The sequence below is a fragment of the Alkalicoccus saliphilus genome (assembly GCF_003044065.1).
Classification (GTDB): domain Bacteria; phylum Bacillota; class Bacilli; order Bacillales; family Salisediminibacteriaceae; genus Alkalicoccus; species Alkalicoccus saliphilus.
The window spans coordinates 1-22,756 of sequence record NZ_PZJJ01000030.1; the positions used below are offsets into that span (position 1 = coordinate 1).

The window sequence follows — 22,756 nt, forward strand, 5'->3', positions numbered from 1 at the left end:
AACCTTTCGAACTCCTAGTTTTTACCAAAAATGCTAGGGTTCTTTCCTACGGGCTTTTTTCTTGAATATGTCCTTTGATAAACAAATATCATCTTATTTTTTCATTGACATACTACCGCAGGTCTTTCCCAAATTGTACCATGCGGAAGTTTCTCCGGCATTGATTGAAAAAAGCATGTTTTTCCAAATTTATCGGTCAAAATGGATCTTTCCCGTGCATCGTTTTAAAAAACAGCGTACATTAGGAATCAGCGGTATATAATGCACCGTTAACGAAGCTAAAGGAGTTTCACAGATGCGTGTTATGGAGAGATTACAGCCTATTCTAATGTTAGTTGCTGCCGGTGCCGGTCTGCTTCTTGGCCAGGTCGCTTTTTTTGAACAGTATGCCGGATCTTTTATTCTTCCCTTTCTATTGTTTATGCTGTATGGACTTTTTTTAACGATTCCATTAAGAGGAATTAAAAGAGCTTTTACAAAAGTAAATTTTTTAAGTACAAGTGTTATTCTCAACTTTTTGTGGACCCCTTTATTAGCATGGGGGCTCGGAGCTGTTTTTTTAGCAGATCACCCTGCCATCTGGCTCGGCTTTATTTTATTACTCGTTACGCCATGTACGGACTGGTATTTGATTTTCACTTCTACAGCTAAAGGAAATATGCCCCTCTCCACGTCTATTTTACCTGTTAATTTACTGTTACAGGTAACGCTGCTTCCCATTTATTTATTCATCTTTTCAGGAACAATGGGAACTTTCGAATTAACGACCATGATTGAAGTAGTATTATTTTTATTCCTGCCGTTTGCAGCGGCAAATCTCACGCACTTTTTTTTAAGAGAAAAAGAAAAAATATTGAAGTATACACTTATTCCTTTCTTTGGCTCCTCACAGATTTTCTTTTTATGCGCAGCGATCGCCGCCATGTTTGCTTCGCAGGGGTCCCATCTGCTTAACAACCTTGAAGTAATTCTGCTGATGATCGTCCCGCTTCTGCTGTTTTTTGCTATTAATTTTCTTCTCGCCCAGACAGCAGGCAGGATATTCAAGTTCAGTTATGAAGACACGGCAAGTTTAAATATGACTATTACTGCAAGGAACTCCCCTCTGGCGCTTGCTGTAGTGCTTGCAGCGTTTCCGGAACAGCCGTTAATTGCTCTCGCCCTTATTATCGGCCCATTAATTGAGCTGCCGGTGCTTGCTGCTGTGGCACAGATATTATTACACCTCAGAAATGAATAGTGTATGCCCTCTGCCGGAGTCACAGTTTTACTGCCTGGCCGTGGTCCATTAACAACTAAAAAGCAGTGTCGAAGTGCAAGCAGAAAGTTTATTAGTCTGTTAAAAACCGTAATAACAAATTTTACCCGTTTGTTTCCCCCTTCTGTTATACTCATTTTTCACACCAGAAAGTATAACACTTTGGAAAAAAAGGCTGGAAGTTGTAAGACTATTGACCTCCTGCGGGGTGGGACAGTCTAATTACATAGGAAATTATGTCGGCGAAGTTTTGACAATCCCCCCCTTTTCTGATTAAATAAAGTAGAATATCGCCTTTTTGCGGTATCGTCTTAATTAATTTATTAAAAGGGGGAAATTGCATGAAAAAAGTTACTTCTTTATCAGCACTCATTGTTTCAGGCGCGCTTGTCATGACAGCCTGCGGCGGCGATGATGCCGGCAACAACACTGTTGAGGAAAACAACGAAAATGTTTCCGGTAATGTCAACGAGGACACGGACACAAGCAATGAAGTGAATAATGCAGAAGAAAACGATGGAGGCGAAGCTGCAGGAGATGCAGACATCGGCAACATGCAGCTTGGAACCGGTTCTACAGGTGGTACTTACTACCCTCTCGGCCAGGAAATTGCAACGACTCTTAACAATAACGTCGAAGGATACGACGACTTTGACATGAGTGCCGTTTCTTCCGGAGCTTCTGTTGACAATATCGTCAGCATTTTCCAGGGAGAAATGGACATGGGTATGACGGTTCACCTTCCGGCACTTGACTCCCTTACAGGAGACGGTGACTTTGAAGGCGTAGAGATCGATAACTTCGGATTCATGGGTCACATTTACCCGGAAGTTATGCAGATTGTTACTCCGGAAGGCTCCGGCGTGGAATCTGTAGAGGATCTTGAAGGCGCTTCTATCGCTATCGGACCTCCAGGAAGCGGAACGCAGGCAGCTGCCCGTCTCGTACTGGAAGCCTACGGTCTTGAAGAAGGCGATTATGACGAGTTCGAGGAAGATTTCGGTGATGCCCAGGGCCGTATCCAGGATGGACAGCTTGACGCTTCCTTTGGTCTCCTTGGACTTCCTGCAGGTGGAATTGAAGAACTCGCTGCTTCTGCAGACGTCGACCTCGTGCCGCTTAGTGACGAAGCAGTCGACTACGTAGAAGAAAACAGCGGATATGCCGGCTTCTCTATCCCGGCTGACTCCTACGACTTCCTTGATGAAGATGTTCAGGCAATTACAGCCTACGCCATTATGGTAGGTTCAACTGACACTATTGATGAAGATCTCGGTTATGAAATTACAAGAGCGATGTTCGAACACGCGGATGAAATCGCCCACCCTCAGGGGGAAAGCATGACTATCGAAGATGCGCTGCTCGGGTCTGACGGCCTGCCGATGCACCCTGGTGCGGAGCGTTACTTCGAAGAAGAAGGTCTTTTAGAGGAAGAAGAAGAATAGCATACTCAGTGAGACCGGATCTTAAGCGTCCGGTCTCCTCTTTTCAACACGGCATCTGTGGATGGTGAGCTCTGTTCTTCATGGACGGAACATCGACGAAAGCGCAGGAATTTTTCTCCTACCCTTTCGTCGGTCCTACCGCAGATTCTGCATTTTTATAAAGTGAGGTGACGTATATGACGGATCAGGACAGGAAAGAGGAATTCATGTCCGAAGAGGAAAAGAAAGACGTCCTCGCCAAATACGACAAAGAATCCTCTTTTAGACAATATCCCGGCAAATGGGCCTGGGTTATTACTTTTATCGCCGTCTCACTGACCGTATTCCACATCTGGAGGGCTTTCCCTCAGACCGGGGGTCCGCTTGTATCGATTATGCAGGGGGCAGTCCACCTCGGTACGGCGATGGGGTTGATTTTCCTTCTGTATCCTTTACACCGCGGCGGAATGCATAAAAAGGGTGTTCCCTGGTACGATGTGATCCTTGCCTTCCTGGCGATGGGATCCTGTTACTACATTTTGTTCCGCTATGACTGGATTACCGGTGCGGCCCGGATTGTCGGCTTCAGCACCATGGATATTATTGTTGCTACTATTGCGATCGTGCTGCTCTTGGAAGCTACTCGACGTGCAGTAGGACTCCCAATTGTTATTATTTCTGCACTCGCCATTTTATACGGCCTGTATGGTACGAACATACCTTATTTCGGACACGGAGGCTTTGACTGGAGCGGTCTTTCCCGGCGTCTATTCTACTCTTCCGACGCGATTTTCGGTACACCGATCCAAATTTCCTCCACCTATATATACTTATTCCTGTTTTTCGGGGTCATGCTCACGAAAACCGGGGTCGGTCAGTACTTTAACGATCTCGCTTTCGGGCTGACCGGAAGATTTACAGGCGGTACAGCTAAAGCTGCCGTGGCAGCTTCTGCTATGCAGGGAACAGTGACAGGAAGCTCCGTAGCAAATACTGTAGCTTCGGGTTCCTTTACAATCCCGATGATGAAACGTGCAAAGTTCCGACCTGAGTTTGCGGCGGCAGCGGAAGCCTCCGCTTCCACCGGTGGACAGATCATGCCGCCGATCATGGGGGCCGCCGCCTTTATCATGGCGGAATACGTATCGACGGTATCATACAGTGATATTATCGTTATTGCTATTATTCCTGCCGTGCTTTATTTTTCCGGGGTGTTTATGGGCACACACTTCGAGGCGAAGCGTTACGGCATCCACGGGCTTTCGAAAGAGGAACTGCCTTCCCGTAAAGGCCTCCTGAAAGGATCGTACCTGCTGCTGCCGCTCGTCATTATCGTGACGATGCTCGTCAACGGCTTCACGCCGACGTATGCCGCTCTCACAGGTATTGGTGCTGCTTTACTCGTGAGTTACGTACGTAAAGAAAACAGAATGAGGCCGAGAGATATACTCGATGCGCTGGAACAGGGTGCGAAAGTAGCCCTTCCGGTAATCGCAGCGTGTGCGTCGGCCGGGATCATCGTGGGTACGGTTGTATTCACGGGACTCGGCGGACGAATTGCCGGTGGTCTGATCGCTATTGCCGGTGAAAATCTCTTCCTGCTTCTCTTCTTTACGATGATAGCGTGTATTCTTCTCGGTATGGGTCTGCCGACAACGGCGAACTATGTTGTTACAGCATCCATGGCTGCGCCGGCACTGATTAACTTCGGTGTACCGGAAGTTGCTGCACACTTTTTCGTATTCTACTTTGGTATCGTGGCGGATATCACTCCGCCGGTTTGTCTCGCGGCCTACGCCGGGGCCGGAATAGCCAAAGCGAACCCGATGAGGGCCGGGGTTAACGCCTTCAAGCTCGCTATTGCCGGATTTATCATACCGTACGTATTCGTCTATAATCCCCAGCTGCTGCTGGTGGATGCGACCTTCTGGAACGTTGTCCTGCTGCTCATTACCTCCCTGCTCGGCATGGCCGCAGTAAGCGCAGTAATGATGGGCTACTTCTTCAATACGTTCAAGATTTATGAACGGCTGCTGCTGCTCGCGGCCGGGATTATGCTGATATATCCAGGCAATATGCTGATCGAGGGAAGCGGATTCGTCCTGCTCGTCCTCATCGCACTCGTACAGACATTACGCAAACGTAAGAGCAGCAAGTAAATAACTGATTTGAAGGAGCCGGAAGCTGATTCCGGCTCCTTTTTTGTAGTTTGAAGCTTGCGGAGGGAACGGCGGAATTTTTTTCAAGGCCGGTGGACGGGATGATTAATGGGCGGGGTGTAATGATTAATCGACCCGTTATAAAATTTAATCTCCTCCCGGTAATGACAACAAAACCGCTTATCCTGATTAATCCCTCCCGAAATACCGCCTCCTCCGTGCCTTCCAAGCCGCAGACCGGCTGCTGATTAATAGCTGTCTTATAATGATTAATCAGGAGCTTTCCCCTTTTTATAATGATTAATTCGCCCCTTATAAAGTTTAATAAGCTCCTTGTTGATTAATCAGACCGCTATAAAGTTTAATCACACCCCCATAATGACAACAAAACCGCTTATCCTGATTAATCCCTCCCGGAATACCGCCTCCTCCGTGCCTTCCAAGCCGCAGACTGGCTGCTGATTAATAGCTGTCTTATAATGATTAATCAGGAGCTTTCCCCTTTTTATAATGATTAATTCGCCCCTTATAAAGTTTAATAAGCTCCTTGTTGATTAATCGATCCGCTATAAAGTTTAATCACCTCCCCATAATGACAACAAAACCGCTTATCCTGATTAATCCCTCCCGAAACGCCCCTGCCTCGTTCCGGCCACCGTTATCCCTCCCGGAACGACTGCCTCTTCCACCAGTTCAGCAACCTACCTCCTCCAGCAGAACTTTCGGCCGAATAAAAACGCCGGCGGAAGCTTCCGCCGGCGCAGTACTATTTATCATAAAACACGTCAAATGTATCCCACAGTCCTTCGAGCTCCTCCAGCCGTTTTGTTACTTTTTCGTGCTCCGAGCGGGTAAGAGCGGTGATCAGGGCACTGGATACACTCATCGGTGCTGCAAACGAATCGATAAACGAGTTGATTTCCGTCGCTGCAATCATGTGCTTGTTTCCGTACGGATACAAAGGACTCAGAAGATGGTCGGTCATAACGATCGTATTCGCCCCGCGGGACTGGACGTATTTCATCACTTCCACGGTCCGTTTCGTATAGCGGGCAAATCCGAGGCCGAGGACGACATCGTTTTCGGTAATGTCGAGCAGGTGCTCCGATACGCCGTCTGCCTCCTGGAGCAGTTCTGTATTCTGCAGCACAAGGTCAAGGTAAAAGGCGAGATAGGAACCGATGCTTGCGGCACTCCGGTAGGCGACGATATAAATCCGGTCCGCGTGGACGAGATCTTCGACGATCGCTTCAAATGTTTCCGGCTGGATCTGTCCGAGGGTCGTCTGCAGGTTATCCATGTCGTCCTGAAGAACTTCTGTCAGCACCTGGTCGGAGCGTCCGCTTCCTTCTGTCGTCTTCTTAAGAACTTCCGCGGACGTCAGTTTACGCTGCAGTGCTTCCTGGAGATGCCGCTGCAGGTCCGGGTAGCCTTTATAGCCGAGACCTGTGGCAAAGCGCACTACTGTGGCACCCCCGACCTCCACTTTTTTTGCCAGCCGGGAAGCTGTTAAAAACGGGGCCGACTCCCTGTTCGCAATCAAATATTCCGCAATTTTTTTATGCGATTTACTCAGCGATTCCTGGCTGCGGCTGATTTTCGCAAATACGTCATTTTCTTCGGGCATGCTTCCTCCCCCTTTCTACTACCTCTATTTTAGCGGAAAAAAGAGCCGCGTGCTAACCCTTCGAAAACGCTTTATTTATGAAATTATCCATTCACTATTTAACAAAAATTAAAAATATTATCCATTTTTGACCAATTCAGAAGACTGTGTTTAAATGAGCGTATATCATATGAAAGGGGTGCTGCACATGGCACAGCCAAAGTATATAATGAACATCGAGAAGGTCCCCCACCTTTCAGATGAGGAAAAAGCCAAACTGAAACAGATCACTGAAAAGTTTGTTTTCCGCGTAAATGAATATTATCTTGGACTGATTGACTGGGGCGACCCGCAGGATCCGATCCGTAAGCTCGTTATCCCGAACGAAGGAGAGCTGGAGGAATACGGACGCTGGGACGCTTCCGATGAAGATACGAACTACGTCGTACCCGGCTGTCAGCACAAATACGATCAGACCGCACTTCTGATTGTGTCCGAAGTATGCGGGGCCTACTGCCGCTACTGCTTCCGGAAGCGTCTTTTCCGCAACGACATCAAAGAAGCCATGTCAGACGTTTCGCCTGGTATCGAATACATCCGCAACCATCCGGAAATTACGAACGTTCTTTTAACCGGCGGGGATTCCCTCATTCTTGCGACACGCAAGCTGCGGAAAATCATCGAGCAGCTCCGGGAAATTCCGCACGTAAAAATTATCCGACTCGGTTCCAAAATGCCGGTATTTAATCCGATGCGTATTTACGAGGATGAAGATCTGCACGACCTGATCCGTGAATTCTCCACGCCGGAGCAGCGGATTTACGTCATGGCACATATTAACCATCCGCGTGAAATTACGCCGGAAGCGAAAAAAGGATTTGAATTTCTTCATAACGCAGGAGCCATTGTCGTCAATCAGACGCCGGTCCTCCGGGGAATCAATGACGATCCGGACGTCCTCGCCGAGCTGCTTGATAAGCTTTCCTGGGCAGGAGTGACGCCTTACTACTTCTTCATCAACCGGCCGGTGGCAGGAAACAACGATTTTGTTCTTTCCCTGAAAGAAGCGTATGACGCAGTGGAAGAAGCAAAAGCAAAAACGTCCGGTCTTGGAAAGCGCGTGCGTCTTTCCATGAGCCACACGTCTGGAAAAATTGAAATTCTTGCGATTGAAGACGGCAAAGCCTATTTGAAATACCACCAGTCCCGCGACAATAACTACGGGAAATTCATGGTGCTCGACTGTCCGGATGATGCCGCATGGTTTGACGACCTGCCGGGCAACGAGCAGCACTGGGATGCCCCGAAGAAAAAATGGGATGACTTTGTCGGAGCCAACGAAAAGCTGAAGGAACAAGCAGCGCCGGCTCCCGGCAAGTAATGAAACAGACGAAACCCCCGGAGAAATTTTTTCTCCGGGGGCTTTTTATTCGGTCAACTCGAACGCGAGATTACGGGCAAATGTTTCCGCGTCGAGAAGCATCCGGTTCCGCTTTTCGTCAGAAGCCTGAATTACGTCCCCGAAATGCAGCACAGTAGAAAGCTCCAGTCCGCAGAAATCAAGCAGATGATCGTCAATGTTGTTCACGACATTCCGGTAGAGCCCTCCTTCATGAAAAGCGTCCGGAGGAGTGCCTGTCGTAAACACAAGCGACGCTTTTTTGCCGTTCAGTTTAGGTACCGGCTTTTCCCCTTCAAGCTCATATGCGAGACCGTAGGAAAAAACGCGGTCGATAAAGCCTTTACCGGATGCCGGAAAAGACCCCCACCAGAGTGGAAACATAAAGAGAACATGCTCTGCTTCCTGCAGGTCCCGGTGAGGTGCTTCCAGTTCCGCAGCGTATTCGTAATTTAAGGAGTTTTTGTATTCCTCCCAGGTCAAATGAGGATCGAATGCTTCCACGCCGGGAGCATATACTGTAACCTCCTCTTTCGGCAGATGCTTCGTCACTGCCTCATAAACAGCACCATTAAAGCTGTCCCAGGAAGGATGCATATAAATAATCATTAGTTTCAACGTATCTTCCCCTTTCCTTTACTCATACTGATTTTGTGCAGCATAGGTTCGCCTAAGTGAACCTTTTTGCACCTTCTAGCCGCTCGGCATCGGATGCGGCTTTCCGATATATTCTCCCTGCACGAGATCTGTGTAAGGCCGGACCGCTTCATACTCTTCTTTTGAATGAATACCGTTGGCGAGAAGGAGGCTGTCTATCTGTTCCGCAGCTGCCTTCAGAAGACGGATTCTTTCTATTTTTTCTTCATCCAGATGACAGTCTTCGGTAAGCGAGCGCCCGACTGAAATAATGTCCGGCCGGAGCCGCTGCAGATGGGGACTCGAAAAATTCACACTTTCGGATGTCGCATTCAGGGCGGTTTTAACACCTGCTTTCCGGCACTCATTGAAAATGTAGTACAGGTGCTTGACGTCCCGGAGCTTTTCCATGCGGGAAACGTGCAGTACGATATCATCCATCGCTACATCGTAGTCACGGGCTGCCTGAAACGTGCTGTGCAGGCTGTCCTGCGGAGCAGAGATAGTAGATGGAAGAAAATTAATAAAGCGTTTCACGCCCCGCTCCAGCTTGTAGGCACTCGTCCGCACTGCTGTGTACCGTGCCTGCGAATCAAGCAGTACATCCAGCCCGGATTTTTTAGCGAATTCCAGAAGCTGTTTTGTTTCGAACGGATAAAGCTTACTTTTCGGCTTCAGCCAGAATTCGTATCCGTACACTTCTGCATTTCCGGTACTGATAATAGGCTGCAGGTGAGACTGAAAAAGCTGTTCCTGAATAATTTTCACACACTCAGGATGCTTCACCTGCTCCCGCAGCTGGCTGATAGGGAAATTAGCCGTAAGCTGCATTTCGGGTGTGAAACTCGTGATAATTCTGCCGCTTATTTTTTCAAGTTCCCGCCTGCTGAACTTTTTTTCCAGTTTGTAAAAAAGGCTTCGGAGCATATCCCAGGAGTCATAGGTAAGATGCACCTGGGTTTTCGCCCCCCCAAGCTCTGCGTTATCCGGCTGAAACTCTTCAGCAATGGCCTGAAAAATCCGGTAGTCAAAACTTGAAAAAATAAGCTGTCCTGTTTCTTTCGGCGGCGAGTTCCCTTCACACTGCGAACAAGTTTTCATGTGTTTCACCTGCTTTCCTTTCCGATAGTCCTCCGATTCTTCTGCCCGTGCAACAGGAAAAGTACTGCATTCTCCCGGCAGTTCTTTAGTAATTCTTCAGGTTACGCTCGTGTTTTCGTCTGCCCGGAATGCATTTCATCAGAAATATATCAAATTCTGATGTAGACCAACCAATACATTCGTGGTGTCCTTCCGTGTTGTGTACGTCGTATCTACAACGGAATCAGCAGGACTGGTACTTTTGTAAATGCCTCTGTGAAGCCTCCTCTATGGTGTTTTTTATTCCCCACTATCTTTTTTTATAACCCTGTTTCGGAAAGGATTCTTTCCCACCTTTGCTTCTATCTGATTTTCTGATATGATACAGGTAATTATTTGAATTTTCACGAAATATTAAAGGAGGAACCCAATGGTATTAACGCAGGAAGAAGTAAAACAGAACCTGGAAGACTCGGACGGATGGGAAACAGAAGGTGAAAAGTGGATTTCCAAAACGTATGAACTTCCTTCTTTTCCGAAAGCGGTACAATTTATTCAGTCACTGGCAGAAATTGCAGAGGACAGACAGCACCATCCCTATGTTGTGCTTGACTACAAAAATGTCACCGTAAAACTGAGTACACATGACCAGGGCGGACTTACGCAAAAGGATTTTGAATCTGCGCACGCCTACGACAGGACCCGGAAAAAGTACTCCTGATTTCTTTTTTTGATTCAAAGGTTCAGGGGCAGCCTCAGTTTCTCTTTTCCCGTCGTTTGGACCGTGATATGATGGGAAACAGAGCTTTTTAATTAGGAGGAACGAGCCCATGCCCTGGCTTTATTTATTTACGGCGGTAGTGATGAGTGTCATTGCCATCTATCATTTATTTTCCGACCGTTTCCGCCGGCTCAACCGGCAGACAGCCGTATTCCGGACATCCGATCCACGCAAACTGCATACGGAATCCCTGGTTTACAAAATGTCTGTGTACTCGTGCTACATTGTTCTTATATTGTCGGTGCTTCTTGTGATCGAAGTATTTAATAATTTTCTTACAGCTACGCTGTTGTTTATTGCTGTTTTTATCACAGGCCTCTACATTCTTGTCACGCTTGACCGTGTGTTTGAGATTCAGGGAGAAGGCGTCGTCTTTGCCGGCTACCACGCCCGCTGGTCGAAAATCCGCTCCATGAAATGGGGCAAAACAAAAAAATCCCGCCGCCAGCTGATTATGGAGCTGGACAAGGGACAGAAGATCAAGACAATGATTTCAGAAAAAGAACAGGATAAGGTGGAAGAAATTCTTTCCGACTACACGTATTTTGAAAAAGAAAAGGCAGATACAACTTCCTGATCAGTATAAAACCCTCCATGCTCATTACAGCTTGGAGGGTTTTTTCTTCATGCATGGATTCTGTTTTGGATAGGATTGATGAAAGCAGGAAAATAAAAACTGCCGGGGATTTTCCCATCTTACAGGGGATTTCCACGTATGTTTTCCGGAATTCTGTCGTTTGCCGGCGGAATTGTTACAAGCTGTCTTCAGAATAGTTCCAATCTCGCCTTGGAATTCTGCCAACTTCGGTAGTAATTCTACCAAGTGCCGGTAATACTTCCATCTTCCTCCCGATTTCTACCAACCTTCCGATTCATTCTACCAGCTGCTCCGCTGAAATTCTCCCTGCTTTTAAACGGATCCTGCCCGGTCAGGGTGCTGATGGAAGACGATACGACTGATCCCTTACGACCACCGTCTCCGGAGTAAAACACAGCAGCACATTGGAATCATCCAGGTGTTGAAAGCGCAGATCCCACGTTTCAGCGTTTGGTCCGAGGTAGCGTGCTATCAGTTTTTCAGCAAGTGACTGATCAAATTGTTTCACTTCTGCCCTGCCCCTGAATCCAATATGTATAAACTGACCGGTGGCCGAATGAAAATCGGCGATTCCTACTGCGCAGTTTGGATTGTTTAGGATACGCCCGGGAAATGAATCAGCCGCTGTACCGATGATCCACAGCTTTTCGTTTTCCCAGAGAAACCACACCGGGGAATCTCTCGGCAGATCTTTCTCCACTGTCGCAAGATGAGCGACGAGCGGCTTCGCAAGCACCCTTTCCAGATCAATCCCCTCTCCGACATCTCTAATTATTTTCATCAAGCACCTCTTTAATAATTATTTTCTCTGCTCTATTATAAACTGTTCGAAAATCATCTGCTTTTATAGTAAGAGCGGATTGCTTCTTAGTGGGAGACTGTAAGAAAATCTAATTAAACCACAACTGAAGAGCTGAGAACATCTTCATTCGAAATATAAGGTCGAATAAATGTTGCTCATAAGATTCTTAAAAAAACTAATACTGCTACTGTTTCAGAAACTGGGGTAAGTGTTCTCCTTTAATTGAAGAAAACAGACACTACTATGTATCCAATAATTATTATGAGTATAAGGATACCTGAACCTTTCCAGCCAAGACTGTTGACTAAATCCATAAGCCCACCAGAAGAAGCTCTGACAGAAGCGTCTTTCAGGTGTTTCATTATTTTTGTTCATACAGTTCTCCATTCTATAAATAACACTAAAAGTTAAACGTTTTCTAATTAGCTATGTTAAAGTCCGCGGTACTTACGCCAGGGAAAAGAAAACACTTTTTTTGATGATTCGTTTCATCAGATCCATCTGTTGAAAATACCGGTGGAACGGCTTTTATTAGATGGAATTTATTTAAGCGGTTTGGTTTCTCTGTGTTTTGCTAGGAGCTTTAGCAGAGCCTTTCATGCAAAATCACTGCACCATAAGCAATAAAAAAGTTTTTTATAGCAAGGTAACCTCCTTCCCAACCAGGAGAAACAAAGCCTGTTCATGCGCTGTCTTTTTACCGTAAGCTGTAGTGAACATGGGGGGACTCCGAGGCGACAGAGGCCGCGCGGAAGATCCAATTCTTCCAAACCGAAGGGCGGAAGAATTTAGCTGAAGCCGGCCCGCCCGGAAAGCCCCCTATGGAAACGAAAGCGGCCGGTCCTTACTAATCTATTTTATTTTCAATGGATCCTTTTAATTAAAAATACGAAACATTCATAAACCCGTTTAATGTTACAGCCACCAATATTCACTTAAAAATACAAACCCGAATCACAGCTTTTATTCAAAATCAGTTTCCGAGCGGAGCCATGTAGTGACTTCTTCCACAGGTTTTCTTTTCCCCGGCGGGAGCTCTTTATCCGCTGCCATGCCGAGGTAGATTAATCCGAGCACCTGAGCTTTTTCATCGAGCTTCAGCAGCTGCTGCATGGAAGGGTGGGTCACTGCTTCTCCCGTCCGCCAGAACGTCCGGAGTCCGAGGGCGTGTGCTGCAAGAAGCATATTTTGAATCGCTGCGTTCACCGCGGCATGCTCTTCCTGCTCCAGCACTTTTTCTTTTTGGTTCGGCTCGACGACAGCTGCGATAACGACTGGAGCGCGGTACGCCTTTTCAACTGCTTTCTCCAGCTTTTTTTCGTTTGTTTCACCTTTCTCTACCTGCTTTTCGCGTGCGATGTTTTTATACACGTTCCCGAGCGCTTTTCTTCCTTCCCCTGTAATGACGTAAAAATGCCAGGGCTCTGTTTTATGATGACTCGGTGCCCACGTAGCTGCTTCGAGTACTTTTTCGATCAGTTCGTCCGGAACAGGATCCTGCGTTATGTTTCCACTGCTTCTCCGGGATTTGACTGCTTCAAATACATCCATACCTTTCCCTCCTGTTTTCTTTTTACCTCTCTCTTTTACCATACCAAGAATGGGAATAAAATTACATAAAAAAGCCGGCTCCATTCCGGAACCGGCCTGGCTGTTATTTTCCTGTTTCGTGAAACTCCTTAATACGCTCCCCAATTTCATCCCGGACGCGCTGGAACACCGCCCATTTTTCGCTGTCTGTTCCCTCTGCTTTTGCCGGGTCGTCAAATCCCCAGTGCTCGCGTTCCTTATTCGGTGGAGTCGCTGGACATACATCGTTGGCATGGCCGCACAGTGTGACAACGAGATCGGCCTTCTGCAGCAGATCCTGGTCAATTGTGTCCGAACTCTGTCCGGAAATATCAATATCGACTTCCTGCATCGCTTCGACAGCTTTTGGATTGACCCCGTGCGCTTCAATACCGGCAGAGTACACGTCCCACTCCCCGCTTAAATAATACTTTCCCCAGCCTTCCGCCATCTGACTGCGGCAGGAATTGCCGGTGCATAAAAAATAAAGAACTGGTTTGGTCATGAAAAAACCCTCCGCTTTTATATAATCGTACGGTTATATAATAACATGCGCATGCTCAGCTGCATATTAAGAGTTTGTAAATTCAGCAGCAGTCCACGCGGAGGCCTTCTTTTTCCATTCTGGCCAGCTCTTCTTTTGGATCCGGCAGTTCTGCGACGATTGCTTTGGCAAGCGGATAGTACTCCGACTCCTCATTCAGGGAATAAAACACCCACTGTCCCTGCTTTCGTTCTTTCACGAGTCCTTTGTCCCGCAGCTTCCGGAGGTGCTGGCTGACCGACGGCTGGCTCATCTGGAAATAATCGACGAACTCACAGACACAGATGTCGTCCGCTGACAGCAGGGAGACCATCGCAAGTCTTGTTTTATCCCCGAGCAGTTTAAACAGAACCGAAGCTTCCTCACAGCTTAACTTTTCTTTGATCATACCGGGCTCCTCCTTTACTGACGGTTTGAATAATCGACGTCAGCGCTTTTTTCTGGACGCTTAAATCCATCGACGGCAGGCCTTTTTCTGCTGCAAGCTCCGGTGTGAGCGGCACGTGTACAAATCCTGCCTGGACAGAAAGCTCCTGTTTTTCAATAAACCGCAGCGTCCGGTACAGTGTGGTGTTGCATATATACGTTCCTGCACTGTAGGAAAGCCCGGCAGGCACCTCGGCTTCCTGAAGGCGGTCCGTAATGTCCCGTACTGGAAGTGTCGCAAAAATACCGTCCGGTCCGCCTTCTTCCACAGGGCGGTCTTTCGGGCTGTCGCCGCTGTTATCGCTGAGCGTGGAGGCGTCCTCCACGTTTACTGCAATCCGTTCTATATTTATGAGGCTTCGTCCGGCTGCGACACCGAGATGGATCACCGCGTCCGGTTCCCATTCCGTCACCGCCTGAAGCGCTTTATCTGCGCACGTTTTGTAAACGACAGGCAGGGATTCTGTACGTATCTCTGCTCCTGCAAACCGCTCCTTCTCCGCCCACTTTATCAGCTCGCTGGAAGGATTCCCCGCCATGTCTCCAAAAGGTTCAAATCCTGTTAACAATATTTTCATCCGTTCATCCTCCTCTGTCCGTCTTTTTTATTTTCGCCTGTTTTTTCATTTATTTCAAGTTTCTTTCCTCCTCTTTTCTTTCTTTTGTGTACATAGAAGGTGAAAGGAGGTGAGCACATGAACTTTCTTACACAGTCCCGCCTCGTGTTGACGTTTAACGCAGGCTACGATGACGACGGAAAAACGATGTTCCAGACGCGTTCTTTCCGTAACATCAAGTCCCAGTCGGAAGACAGCGATCTGTACAAAGCAGGAGAAGCAATTGCCTCCCTGCAGAGCCACATTCTCTACAGTGTAGAGCGTAACAACGTATACGAACTGACAAACTAAAGGAGGAATGATGAATGAGTAAACGACTGGAACTGCTTTTCACGACGGAAGCCGGTACAAGCTCCACCATTGCGGTGGATAACCCGAGAGAGCCGGTGGACCCTGCGGCTGTCCGGGAGGCGATGGATGATATTCTCGCTGCAGACGTTTTTCACGGATCCAATGGCAGCCTCGTTGCCAAACGGGGCGCACGACTTGTCGAGCGGAACGTGGAAACGATCGAAATCGGCGAATAATGATACGAAAAGGGTCCCCGCTTCCGGCGGCGGCTCTTTTTTCTTTTAATTTACGAGCAGAAAGGAGTAACCGATGGAACTATGGATGCATGCCCTCAGCGAGTTCGGCTTTCCGATGACGATAACGTTTTACCTTCTGTACCGTATGGAGAAAAAGCTGGATCTGATCAATCAGTCGATTCTGCAGCTGCACCGCCGGACGGACGTTCCTGTCCTCCCGCTTTCCACCGACGAACTGGCGGATGAACCGAAACATTTAAGCTGACAATAGAAACTTTCTGTTTTCTGATTCGTACGTTGTAAACGAGACGTCAGTACAGGAGGTGCACAGTGAAGACTTTTCAAACAACATACAAAGGAAGAGAAATCATCGTGGAAAACCGCTGGTTCAAAGGAGAAAAGCTGTATGTCGACGGCAGTCTGCAGGATGAAAACAGAGGTCTGTCTTTCCGGAGTTCCCTTTACGGCGTGCTCCCGGCAGAAAACGGTTCCGAAGAGACGCTGAAAGCAAGTGTCGGCGGCGGACTCCTTCGTGTCCAGTGCTCGATTTTCGCCGGTCACAAGCTCATTTATTCGAGCAGCGACTAGTTTTCCCATGTTAAAGAGGCTGCCCTGTTCGTCGGGGCAGCCTCTTTTTGTGAGAAACCGGTGGTTTTAATCATTATAAAAGCACTTATTGTCATTAGCGGGCTTAAATTAATCATTATAACCGGCTGTTTAGTCATTAAGGAATCGATTAATCACTAACAGGCAGCTTTTAATCTTTATAAACCTGCTCCGACGGCAAATTAATCACGATAGAGCCGCCATTAATCATCACCCGGTTTACCATAACCCGCCTCAGTATAAAGTCTCCTTCCGACCATAAGCCGCCATCATCCTGCTTTGCCATCTGATACTTTCCTGCAAAGTAAAAAAAGGTCTTCACTCTAAAAGGCCCGGGAAACGTGGTATCAGGCTCCCGCTTCGACCCATGTTCTTGCTTCCTGTGTTTGGCTTGGTGCGAACGTTTGAAAGTCGATTTCCGTAACATTGTCATACAGAGCTGCAGCAGCATCAACGACCTTGGAATCGGATACGAGTGCATAACGGCCGATATCACTGAGGTGATCTTTCGCAAAGGATAGACGGTCCGGCACAGCGGAGAGATCTACCGTCGGAATGCCTTCCACGACGACGAGCAGGTGTACTTCTCCGTGCTCCTCAATCCGTTCCTCCAAATCTGTCAGCAGCTCTTTATTTTCTCTTTCCGAAAGTTTTCCCTGCATAAAATACTCTACAATATTCGGAGCATTCCCTGTCTGGCATACGAGCATCGTTTGTACCTCCTTTACTATCTTTCCCACGCACTATTCACGCTGCCGCCCGGGTTCAAACAAAAAAATGCGGCACCCCTTATTTTTTACATTCCACCTCCTCCTTTCTGTGTAAGAGCTTTCCGTATATACTAAAAGGGATGCGTTGGAGAGATGCGCAGACACAGAGGAGGAATGACGATGGCAATCTATATAGTCACCGGTGGAACGAGAGGCATTGGGAAAGAAGTAACGAAGAAGCTGCTGGAAAGAGGCGATACCGTATTTGCAGTATCCAGAACAAAAACTTCTCTGGAAGCACTCCAGGAAGAATTAAATCACAGCCGACTTTTTGGCACCCCTTGTGACGTGAACAATCCAGAGGAAGCTGCAGCTGCTGTCGAGCAGTGTCATTCAACTTGCGGCGAAATAAATGGACTGGTCAACAATGCCGGTGTCGGCTCGTTCAAACCATTTGAGGAATTGACATTGGAAGAATGGGATGCGCAGCTAAATACGAACCTGCGGGGTGTTTTTATTTTGTCCCAGCAGGTATACCGATGGATGAAAGCAGCCGGCGGCGGGGAGATCGTCAATGTAGCCTCGAATCTCGGCTATGTCACGAGACCAGGAGCCTCCGCCTACTGTGCAAGCAAATGGGGACTGCGGGGTCTCTCCGCAACCATGAACGAAGAAGGAAGAGAACATGGCATCCGCGTATCAACGGTGTCCCCCGGGCTGGTGCAAACCGATTTTGCCGGCGTCTCCGCTTCCGAAAAGCCATCCGGACTCACTCCGGAAGCTGTTGCCGACGCTGTCATAGCAGCTCTCACAGCTTCAAAGGACGTCGGCAGTATCGAACACCGTATGGAGCCTTGAAGATCAACGCGATGTCTGCTTCCGGCCTTTCATGTAGATGCTATAGACAGTACGGTCTTGATTGACCCGTTAAACATGAAAGATGGGAAATCCAGCATGCTTATATCCGTCAACGGCTTTCGGAAGAAGAAACAGGGCTCACATAACCGACGTGGAAGCCGTTTTGAGATATTTGAAGGGGAATGTGCGTGTCATCAGCATGGCCGTGAGAGGCAGAGCCAAGAGGAAACAGGTTCGTGACAATCATCTAATAAAAAAGGCCGCTGGAAGCGTTTTTGCTTCCAGCGGCCTTTGCTTGAGTCCCCGTATTAGTTAATATAGGCAATAGACGTAATGTTCCAGTCTTCGTCCGACGGTTCGAACGTCAGCTCGACGATCCCTGACCGGCTGATCGTTTCCTCGTCCGCCATATAAAATTCATATTCTGCGACGGCCCGGTCCTCGGAGGTCTGGATGCCGCGCTGATAAACAAAATGTGTCCGGTCCAACTGCATAAAATGAAAGGAACGTCCGCTTTTGTCATCCCCTTCTATACGGAACAATTCCTCTTCTTCCTCTATGAGAAGCCCTTCACCGGTCAAACCCTCCAGCTCTTCGATATCCCGTTCGTGCATGGCGTGAAAGAAATCTTTTGCCCGCTGCTGCAGACTCGTCCGCAGACGAATATCTTCGTCGAATTCCTGCTGCTGGTCGATCACCTGCTGCTTATACGTGAGGACGTCGTCTTTTAATTCCAGGTTTTCCTCCCGCAGATCAAGCACTTCTTCTTCCAGTTCTTCTCTGCGGTTTTCAGACTCCTCCAGCTGCGCCGCGAGCTCGGCGCTTGTCTCATTCATCGTTTCTTCATCCCAATTCCCGGTCTGAAGGGCTTGTTCGTTATCTGAACAACCAATTGTAAAAAGTACTCCGGCGGCAGCCATGGAGAAGTATATTTTTTTCATAGGTGACATCCTCATTCCTCCCCCGCTTCTTCTTCCTACATCATACAAAAAACCTACTTCTATGACCAGAAAAAGTTAGCGGTCTGCACCGATTCATGTCCAAAGTACCGGCTGCTTTTCAAAAAAAAGACACCTCCACGTGAAGGTGTCTTTAATGCAGAGCCGGATTCGTTTCCGGCCTGCCGGTTATTTTTTATTGTTTCTTCTGATCAGTTCTTCAAGCACTTCGATCAGTTCATCTTTTGACATCGATTCGTTTTTCCCACCGTCTTCTTCTTTTTCAGCTTCCGGCGGGGCTTCAGGCTCCTCATCGATATCGCGGTAATATCCGGATATTTCCAGACGATCTGATTTTTTCGAAGTCGCAGGACTCTGTCCTGTAGTTTCCTCCGTTTTTTCAGCTTCCAGCAGGTACGCCGGAATGAGGCGTCCGTCCGTTGTCATGAATTTCTTGTTCAAATGACGCGTGTCTTTATCAAAGAAACTGTAGACAACGGGTATGAGCACGAGCGTCAGGAACGTGGCGCTGACCATGCCGCCGATGACAGTAATGGCGAGCGGCTGCTGGATCTCCGCCCCTTCCCCGAATCCTAAAGCAAGCGGGATAAGTGCCAGGATGGTCGTGGAAGCTGTCATTAAAATCGGCCGTGCCCGGTCTTTTACTCCTTCCACGATGGCGTCAAAACTTTTCAGTCCGTATTCCTTCTGACGGTTAATGTAGTCTACGAGAACGATCGCATTGTTAACGACGATACCGACGAGGACGATCAGTCCGATAAAGGCGGTAATGCTGATCGGTGTTCTCGTCAGAGTTAGTGCGAGCGTTACCCCGATAAGGACGAGCGGCACGGTAAACATGACGACAAACGGATACTTCAACGATTCAAACTGGGCTGCGAGCACGAAATACACGAAAATAATCGCAAGGATTAACGCGAGCATCAAGTCGGCAATCGCGTCTTCCAGCAGCTGCTGATCCCCGGTGTAGGAAACGGTTGTTTCATTCGGGAGACCGTAGTCGTCGATCGTTTCCTGGACAAGCGCATTGATCTCATTCAGCGTATTGTCTGTCGTGTAGGTAAGGGAAAACTGGACCGCTTCTTCCTGGTCGATCCGGTTGATCGTTTCCGGACTTTCCCCTCGCTCCACTTCTGCCACATCGGAAAGCGCAATAAATTCACCTTCCTGATTACGGAGCTGCAGATCTTCCAGCGCTTCGCTCGTTTCGGTAAATTCGTCTTCGAAGCGCACGTTCACTGCAAGCACGTCACTGTCCTCTGTCACGATCTGCGTCGCCTGTACGCCGCCGGTTTTATTGTCTACCTGCTCGGCAATCTCTGCCGGCGTCAGTCCCTCCTCCCGGGCCGCATCAGCGTCCACCTGCAGCTGAAGCTCCGGAATCGTTTCGTCGAAGGAATTCGTTACTTCCGTAAGCTCACTCCGGTCTTCAAACTCCTCCTGCAGATCATCCGCAATTTCCTCGAGACGCTGCGAATTGGAATCAAGCACGTCGAAGGAGAAGGTGTTTGGATCGCCGCCGAAGGACGCATCCACGGCCATCGTTATTTCGGCATCCGGCGCTGCCTGTTCGACGTCCCGGCGGATTTCCTCGGAAAAGTCGAGTGTGGAAATGTCCCGCTCTCCTACAGGGACGAGTGCGATATAGACGACCGCTTCGTGGCCCTGTCCGCTCCCGCTCATCGGCCCCTGATCTCCTGCGGATCCGGTGACTGTCGTATAGCTTTGTATTTCCTGAAGACCGTCCAGCTCCTCCTCTATCGCCTGAACGTCTTCAAACGTTTCTGTCAGCGGAGTGCCGGGTTCATTTTCGATTTCAATCTGCAGAAAGCTTTCGTCCGTAGCCGGAAGAAATTCCGTTCCAACAGTTGCAAGACCTGCACCGCCGCCGACGAGTAGAAGAATCGTCGTGATAAAAACGAGCAGTCTGTTTTTCAGTGACCAGCGGGCTGAGCGGTCAAAAAACCGGACAAACCGCGTCTTCTGTCTTTTTTCCTCAAAGTTTTCCTCCGGCTCCTTCAGCCATCTGCTCGCAAGCATCGGCACAACCGTGAGAGCCACAGCAAGTGATGCGAGGAGACTGAAAGCTACGGTCAGAGCAAACTCCCGGAACAGGTTGCCGACAATCCCACTGATAAAAACGACGGGAAGAAAAACGGAAATCGTCGTCAATGTACTGGCGGTAATCGCTGTAGCCACTTCTTTCGTCCCGTCCGCTGCAGCCTGCTTCGGCGTCTTTTTCATCGACAGGTGCCGGTAAATGTTTTCGATAACAACGATCGAGTTGTCGACAAGCATCCCTATACCGAGGGCAAGCCCGCCGAGTGTCATAATATTTAAGGAAAAATTCGTAAAGTAAAGCAGCACAAACGTTACAATAACAGAAAATGGTATGGCAATACCGATTAACAGCGGCGTTTTAATGCTTCTCAAAAAGAAAAACAGAACGGTCATCGCAATAATTCCCCCGCCGATCAGGGCGAGCGATACGCTGCTTACAGCCTGCTCTACGTATTCCCCCTGGTTGAACAATACGTCCGCTTCTATTTCTTCGTAATTGTTCGTATCAAGCAGGCGGTCAAGCTCATCCATAAAGTCCGCTGCAACCGTCGCCGTGTTCGCCTGGGACTGCTGCTGGACACTCATGAGGATCGCATCTTCCTGGTTGGTACGGGTAATCACGTCCACCGGCTCCGGCGACCGCTCGACAGCCGCCACATCGTTAAGTGTCACGGTGTCTGTTTCTTCGCCGTCTTCTGCCGGTGTTTCTGAAAGGACAATTTCTTCGATTTCTTCTATCGATGTCAATTCGTACACGACTCTTGCTGTCAGTTCGTCGCCTTCATCTTCCGTCACACCGCCCGGGGCCGTGACGTTATGCGACTGAAGCGTCTGGACAACGTCACTCTGATCGAGCCCGTTATCCGTCAGCTCATCCTGATCAAGGGTGATCGCCACTTCCTCCACGGCTTCTCCGTCGAGATCAATGGATGCAACCCCTTCCACCCGCAGCAGGTCGTTTTCCAGATCAGCGACGAGATTGTCGATGTCCTCATCTCCCGAAGATGACAAAGACAGCTGAATGATCGGAAACTGATCCGGATCGAGCTTGATAAACTGGGGATTCCCGGCGCCTGATGGCAGCTGAGCCTGGTTCATGGAAGTGATAATATCGTTTTCGACATCATCAATCGACGTCGTCCACGAAAATTCAAGTACAGTCAGTGACTGTCCTTCCATGGAAATACTGCTGATCGTATTCAAACCGGGCACCGTCGACAGACTCTGCTCCATCGGGATGGACACACCGTCTGTTACTTCCTGCGGTCCGGCGTCATCATAGGAGGTGACGACAGCGGCAATCGGCGCATCAATATCCGGCAGAAGCTTTAACGGAATGTTCGTCAGTGAAACAAATCCGAGTACGAGAAATAAAGCCATTGTGACAAGTGTAAAAACCGGCCGGCGGATTGAAAAGTTGGTTATTTTCATGTTGTTTCCCCTTCCCTGCTGTTTGCTTCCGCCTGCCGCTGCAGGTTCGAAAAGACGTCATGTACTACTTTTAACTCTTTTTCCGGAAGTTCCGAAAGATAGCGGTCCATAATTTTATGGCGCTGCTCCTCCATTTTTCCGAGCAGCATTTCGCCTTCCGACAGAAGACGGAGCACCGTGTTGCGCCGGTTTTCTTCATCCACACAGCGCTCTGTAAGCTTCCGCTGGTCCAGCTTCGCCAGCATCTGGCTGACGGCACTGGCGGACACGTTCATACACCAGGCAAGCTCCTTCACCCGGGTCACTTTCTTCGTTCCGATTAAATAAAGAACGAGCTGCTGATTCGGGGACAGCCCGTCATCCACAGAACTTCCAAACTCGTGCTGCAGCGTGATCATAAAGTCGACGATGTGCTGCTCCACTTCGTGTTTTATTTGGTTGTTATCCATAACACACCCCATAAACTATTAAGTAAATTAATTATTAATTTGTTAAACTATAAAACAATTTTAGAAGGGGTGTCAAAGCAAAGCTCCTGGAATTCAGGCACCTTGTTTCAACTCAATCCACCGCTGTGATAAACGGGTGATACTTTCAGCTTCTCTGCTTTAGGAAATACGATATATTTCTTTTGGGATGGTGGCTTTATCCGCAGGTAAAGAGGAACTTTCACACCAAAAACGTTTATTTAAATACATTTTTTTA

26 protein-coding genes are annotated in these 22,756 nt (G+C 48.3%); 12 read left to right on the plus strand and 14 right to left on the minus strand.

Going from position 1 to position 22,756, the window contains the following annotated elements; all coding sequences use genetic code 11:
* The first annotated feature begins 295 nt into the window (after positions 1 to 295).
* The 4 genes from C6Y45_RS14075 (at position 296) to C6Y45_RS17655 (ending at position 5,089) form a co-directional block, all read left to right on the plus strand.
* Entirely contained in the window at positions 296 to 1,240 is a 945-nt protein-coding gene (locus tag C6Y45_RS14075) for an arsenic resistance protein (RefSeq protein ID WP_107585871.1), read from the plus strand.
* Positions 1,241 to 1,599: 359 nt separating this feature from the next.
* The gene (locus tag C6Y45_RS14080) at positions 1,600 to 2,703 is read left to right on the plus strand and encodes a TAXI family TRAP transporter solute-binding subunit (RefSeq protein ID WP_107585872.1); all 1,104 of its coding nucleotides are present in this window, start codon (positions 1,600 to 1,602) and stop codon (positions 2,701 to 2,703) included.
* A gap of 176 nt (positions 2,704 to 2,879) precedes the next feature.
* Positions 2,880 to 4,841, plus strand: coding sequence for a TRAP transporter permease (locus tag C6Y45_RS14085; protein ID WP_245922667.1), 1,962 nt, complete (start codon positions 2,880 to 2,882; stop codon positions 4,839 to 4,841).
* Between the two features lie 50 nt (positions 4,842 to 4,891).
* On the plus strand, positions 4,892 to 5,089 hold the full coding sequence (locus C6Y45_RS17655) for a hypothetical protein (protein WP_107585873.1): 198 nt from the start codon (positions 4,892 to 4,894) through the stop codon (positions 5,087 to 5,089).
* Between the two features lie 518 nt (positions 5,090 to 5,607).
* Here C6Y45_RS17655 and C6Y45_RS14095 read toward each other — a convergent pair.
* On the minus strand, positions 5,608 to 6,468 hold the full coding sequence (locus tag C6Y45_RS14095) for a MurR/RpiR family transcriptional regulator (RefSeq protein ID WP_107585874.1): 861 nt from the start codon (positions 6,466 to 6,468) through the stop codon (positions 5,608 to 5,610).
* 187 nt (positions 6,469 to 6,655) lie between these two features.
* Here C6Y45_RS14095 and C6Y45_RS14100 point away from each other — a divergent pair, with 187 nt between their 5' ends.
* Positions 6,656 to 7,828 carry a KamA family radical SAM protein gene (locus C6Y45_RS14100; protein WP_107585899.1) on the plus strand — a complete coding sequence of 391 codons (1,173 nt, stop codon included), beginning with the start codon at positions 6,656 to 6,658 and terminating at the stop codon, positions 7,826 to 7,828.
* A 45-nt stretch (positions 7,829 to 7,873) separates the two neighbouring features.
* Here C6Y45_RS14100 and C6Y45_RS14105 read toward each other — a convergent pair whose 3' ends face one another.
* Positions 7,874 to 8,455 (minus strand): NAD(P)H-dependent oxidoreductase, encoded by a 582-nt coding sequence (locus tag C6Y45_RS14105; protein WP_245922669.1) that lies wholly within the window; start codon positions 8,453 to 8,455, stop codon positions 7,874 to 7,876.
* Between the two features lie 84 nt (positions 8,456 to 8,539).
* Positions 8,540 to 9,583 carry an EAL domain-containing protein gene (locus C6Y45_RS14110; protein WP_107585876.1) on the minus strand — a complete coding sequence of 348 codons (1,044 nt, stop codon included), beginning with the start codon at positions 9,581 to 9,583 and terminating at the stop codon, positions 8,540 to 8,542.
* Between the two features lie 409 nt (positions 9,584 to 9,992).
* On the opposite strand from C6Y45_RS14110, the gene C6Y45_RS14115 reads away from it, so the two are divergent.
* A complete protein-coding gene (locus tag C6Y45_RS14115) occupies positions 9,993 to 10,283 on the plus strand; it encodes a 4a-hydroxytetrahydrobiopterin dehydratase (protein WP_107585877.1) in 291 nt (96 codons plus the stop codon).
* A gap of 109 nt (positions 10,284 to 10,392) precedes the next feature.
* Positions 10,393 to 10,920, plus strand: a complete 528-nt coding sequence (locus C6Y45_RS14120; protein ID WP_107585878.1) for a hypothetical protein — start codon at positions 10,393 to 10,395, stop codon at positions 10,918 to 10,920.
* Positions 10,921 to 11,272: 352 nt separating this feature from the next.
* Here C6Y45_RS14120 and C6Y45_RS14125 read toward each other — a convergent pair whose 3' ends face one another.
* The 6 genes from C6Y45_RS14125 to C6Y45_RS14145 all read right to left on the minus strand — a co-directional run bounded on the left by C6Y45_RS14125 (position 11,273) and on the right by C6Y45_RS14145 (position 14,860).
* Positions 11,273 to 11,722, minus strand: a complete 450-nt coding sequence (locus C6Y45_RS14125; protein ID WP_107585879.1) for a pyridoxamine 5'-phosphate oxidase family protein — start codon at positions 11,720 to 11,722, stop codon at positions 11,273 to 11,275.
* Positions 11,723 to 11,961: 239 nt separating this feature from the next.
* A complete protein-coding gene (locus tag C6Y45_RS17985) occupies positions 11,962 to 12,105 on the minus strand; it encodes a DUF6366 family protein (protein ID WP_342752445.1) in 144 nt (47 codons plus the stop codon).
* A 601-nt stretch (positions 12,106 to 12,706) separates the two neighbouring features.
* Positions 12,707 to 13,294, minus strand: a complete 588-nt coding sequence (locus C6Y45_RS14130; protein ID WP_107585900.1) for a nitroreductase family protein — start codon at positions 13,292 to 13,294, stop codon at positions 12,707 to 12,709.
* Positions 13,295 to 13,397: 103 nt separating this feature from the next.
* Entirely contained in the window at positions 13,398 to 13,817 is a 420-nt protein-coding gene (gene arsC / locus C6Y45_RS14135; RefSeq protein ID WP_107585880.1) for an arsenate reductase (thioredoxin), read from the minus strand.
* An 82-nt stretch (positions 13,818 to 13,899) separates the two neighbouring features.
* Entirely contained in the window at positions 13,900 to 14,244 is a 345-nt protein-coding gene (locus tag C6Y45_RS14140; RefSeq protein WP_107585881.1) for an ArsR/SmtB family transcription factor, read from the minus strand.
* Positions 14,219 to 14,860: a pyroglutamyl-peptidase I gene (locus C6Y45_RS14145; protein ID WP_107585882.1), complete on the minus strand. Its 642-nt coding sequence runs from the start codon at positions 14,858 to 14,860 to the stop codon at positions 14,219 to 14,221. The genes C6Y45_RS14140 and C6Y45_RS14145 overlap by 26 nt, the downstream gene beginning before the upstream one ends.
* A gap of 117 nt (positions 14,861 to 14,977) precedes the next feature.
* Here C6Y45_RS14145 and C6Y45_RS14150 point away from each other — a divergent pair, with 117 nt between their 5' ends.
* From C6Y45_RS14150 to C6Y45_RS14165, 4 genes are all read left to right on the plus strand, one after another.
* A complete protein-coding gene (locus C6Y45_RS14150; RefSeq protein ID WP_107585883.1) occupies positions 14,978 to 15,190 on the plus strand; it encodes a DUF1659 domain-containing protein in 213 nt (70 codons plus the stop codon).
* 14 nt (positions 15,191 to 15,204) lie between these two features.
* Positions 15,205 to 15,426, plus strand: coding sequence for a DUF2922 domain-containing protein (locus tag C6Y45_RS14155; protein WP_107585884.1), 222 nt, complete (start codon positions 15,205 to 15,207; stop codon positions 15,424 to 15,426).
* Positions 15,427 to 15,499: 73 nt separating this feature from the next.
* The gene (locus C6Y45_RS14160; protein ID WP_107585885.1) at positions 15,500 to 15,691 is read left to right on the plus strand and encodes a YvrJ family protein; all 192 of its coding nucleotides are present in this window, start codon (positions 15,500 to 15,502) and stop codon (positions 15,689 to 15,691) included.
* Positions 15,692 to 15,756: 65 nt separating this feature from the next.
* A complete protein-coding gene (locus C6Y45_RS14165) occupies positions 15,757 to 16,014 on the plus strand; it encodes a hypothetical protein (protein WP_107585886.1) in 258 nt (85 codons plus the stop codon).
* Positions 16,015 to 16,183: 169 nt separating this feature from the next.
* Here C6Y45_RS14165 and C6Y45_RS17660 read toward each other — a convergent pair whose 3' ends face one another.
* Both C6Y45_RS17660 and C6Y45_RS14170 read right to left on the minus strand, forming a co-directional pair.
* Positions 16,184 to 16,354, minus strand: a complete 171-nt coding sequence (locus C6Y45_RS17660; protein ID WP_160058402.1) for a hypothetical protein — start codon at positions 16,352 to 16,354, stop codon at positions 16,184 to 16,186.
* A gap of 25 nt (positions 16,355 to 16,379) precedes the next feature.
* Complete coding sequence (locus C6Y45_RS14170) at positions 16,380 to 16,742, minus strand: SpoIIAA family protein (RefSeq protein WP_107585887.1); 363 nt, start codon at positions 16,740 to 16,742, stop codon at positions 16,380 to 16,382.
* 180 nt (positions 16,743 to 16,922) lie between these two features.
* Here C6Y45_RS14170 and C6Y45_RS14175 point away from each other — a divergent pair, with 180 nt between their 5' ends.
* The gene (locus C6Y45_RS14175) at positions 16,923 to 17,600 is read left to right on the plus strand and encodes an SDR family oxidoreductase (protein ID WP_160058404.1); all 678 of its coding nucleotides are present in this window, start codon (positions 16,923 to 16,925) and stop codon (positions 17,598 to 17,600) included.
* A gap of 308 nt (positions 17,601 to 17,908) precedes the next feature.
* On the opposite strand, the gene C6Y45_RS14180 is transcribed toward C6Y45_RS14175, so the two are convergent.
* From C6Y45_RS14180 to C6Y45_RS14190, 3 genes are all read right to left on the minus strand, one after another.
* Positions 17,909 to 18,550: a hypothetical protein gene (locus C6Y45_RS14180; RefSeq protein ID WP_107585889.1), complete on the minus strand. Its 642-nt coding sequence runs from the start codon at positions 18,548 to 18,550 to the stop codon at positions 17,909 to 17,911.
* A 177-nt stretch (positions 18,551 to 18,727) separates the two neighbouring features.
* The gene (locus C6Y45_RS14185; protein WP_107585890.1) at positions 18,728 to 22,051 is read right to left on the minus strand and encodes an efflux RND transporter permease subunit; all 3,324 of its coding nucleotides are present in this window, start codon (positions 22,049 to 22,051) and stop codon (positions 18,728 to 18,730) included.
* Complete coding sequence (locus C6Y45_RS14190; protein ID WP_160058406.1) at positions 22,048 to 22,500, minus strand: MarR family winged helix-turn-helix transcriptional regulator; 453 nt, start codon at positions 22,498 to 22,500, stop codon at positions 22,048 to 22,050. The genes C6Y45_RS14185 and C6Y45_RS14190 overlap by 4 nt, the downstream gene beginning before the upstream one ends.
* Positions 22,501 to 22,756 lie beyond the last annotated feature (256 nt).

What these genes read in the sequence shown, in the direction of transcription:
- C6Y45_RS14150 (WP_107585883.1), top strand. Translation starts at nt 14,978, where the DNA reads ATGAACTTTCTTACACAGTCCCGCCTCGTGTTGACGTTTAACGCAGGC.
- C6Y45_RS14115 (WP_107585877.1), top strand. Translation starts at nt 9,993, where the DNA reads ATGGTATTAACGCAGGAAGAAGTAAAACAGAACCTGGAAGACTCGGAC.
- C6Y45_RS14100 (WP_107585899.1), top strand. Translation starts at nt 6,656, where the DNA reads ATGGCACAGCCAAAGTATATAATGAACATCGAGAAGGTCCCCCACCTT.
- C6Y45_RS14185 (WP_107585890.1), bottom strand. Translation starts at nt 22,051, where the DNA reads ATGAAAATAACCAACTTTTCAATCCGCCGGCCGGTTTTTACACTTGTC.
- C6Y45_RS14125 (WP_107585879.1), bottom strand. Translation starts at nt 11,722, where the DNA reads ATGAAAATAATTAGAGATGTCGGAGAGGGGATTGATCTGGAAAGGGTG.
- C6Y45_RS14120 (WP_107585878.1), top strand. Translation starts at nt 10,393, where the DNA reads ATGCCCTGGCTTTATTTATTTACGGCGGTAGTGATGAGTGTCATTGCC.
- C6Y45_RS14095 (WP_107585874.1), bottom strand. Translation starts at nt 6,468, where the DNA reads ATGCCCGAAGAAAATGACGTATTTGCGAAAATCAGCCGCAGCCAGGAA.
- C6Y45_RS14155 (WP_107585884.1), top strand. Translation starts at nt 15,205, where the DNA reads ATGAGTAAACGACTGGAACTGCTTTTCACGACGGAAGCCGGTACAAGC.
- C6Y45_RS14080 (WP_107585872.1), top strand. Translation starts at nt 1,600, where the DNA reads ATGAAAAAAGTTACTTCTTTATCAGCACTCATTGTTTCAGGCGCGCTT.
- C6Y45_RS14140 (WP_107585881.1), bottom strand. Translation starts at nt 14,244, where the DNA reads ATGATCAAAGAAAAGTTAAGCTGTGAGGAAGCTTCGGTTCTGTTTAAA.
- C6Y45_RS14110 (WP_107585876.1), bottom strand. Translation starts at nt 9,583, where the DNA reads ATGAAAACTTGTTCGCAGTGTGAAGGGAACTCGCCGCCGAAAGAAACA.
- C6Y45_RS14075 (WP_107585871.1), top strand. Translation starts at nt 296, where the DNA reads ATGCGTGTTATGGAGAGATTACAGCCTATTCTAATGTTAGTTGCTGCC.
- C6Y45_RS14190 (WP_160058406.1), bottom strand. Translation starts at nt 22,500, where the DNA reads ATGGATAACAACCAAATAAAACACGAAGTGGAGCAGCACATCGTCGAC.
- C6Y45_RS14130 (WP_107585900.1), bottom strand. Translation starts at nt 13,294, where the DNA reads ATGGATGTATTTGAAGCAGTCAAATCCCGGAGAAGCAGTGGAAACATA.
- C6Y45_RS14175 (WP_160058404.1), top strand. Translation starts at nt 16,923, where the DNA reads ATGGCAATCTATATAGTCACCGGTGGAACGAGAGGCATTGGGAAAGAA.
- C6Y45_RS17985 (WP_342752445.1), bottom strand. Translation starts at nt 12,105, where the DNA reads ATGAAACACCTGAAAGACGCTTCTGTCAGAGCTTCTTCTGGTGGGCTT.
- arsC (WP_107585880.1), bottom strand. Translation starts at nt 13,817, where the DNA reads ATGACCAAACCAGTTCTTTATTTTTTATGCACCGGCAATTCCTGCCGC.
- C6Y45_RS14180 (WP_107585889.1), bottom strand. Translation starts at nt 18,550, where the DNA reads ATGTCACCTATGAAAAAAATATACTTCTCCATGGCTGCCGCCGGAGTA.
- C6Y45_RS14145 (WP_107585882.1), bottom strand. Translation starts at nt 14,860, where the DNA reads ATGAAAATATTGTTAACAGGATTTGAACCTTTTGGAGACATGGCGGGG.
- C6Y45_RS14105 (WP_245922669.1), bottom strand. Translation starts at nt 8,455, where the DNA reads ATGATTATTTATATGCATCCTTCCTGGGACAGCTTTAATGGTGCTGTT.
- C6Y45_RS14160 (WP_107585885.1), top strand. Translation starts at nt 15,500, where the DNA reads ATGGAACTATGGATGCATGCCCTCAGCGAGTTCGGCTTTCCGATGACG.
- C6Y45_RS14085 (WP_245922667.1), top strand. Translation starts at nt 2,880, where the DNA reads ATGACGGATCAGGACAGGAAAGAGGAATTCATGTCCGAAGAGGAAAAG.
- C6Y45_RS14170 (WP_107585887.1), bottom strand. Translation starts at nt 16,742, where the DNA reads ATGCTCGTATGCCAGACAGGGAATGCTCCGAATATTGTAGAGTATTTT.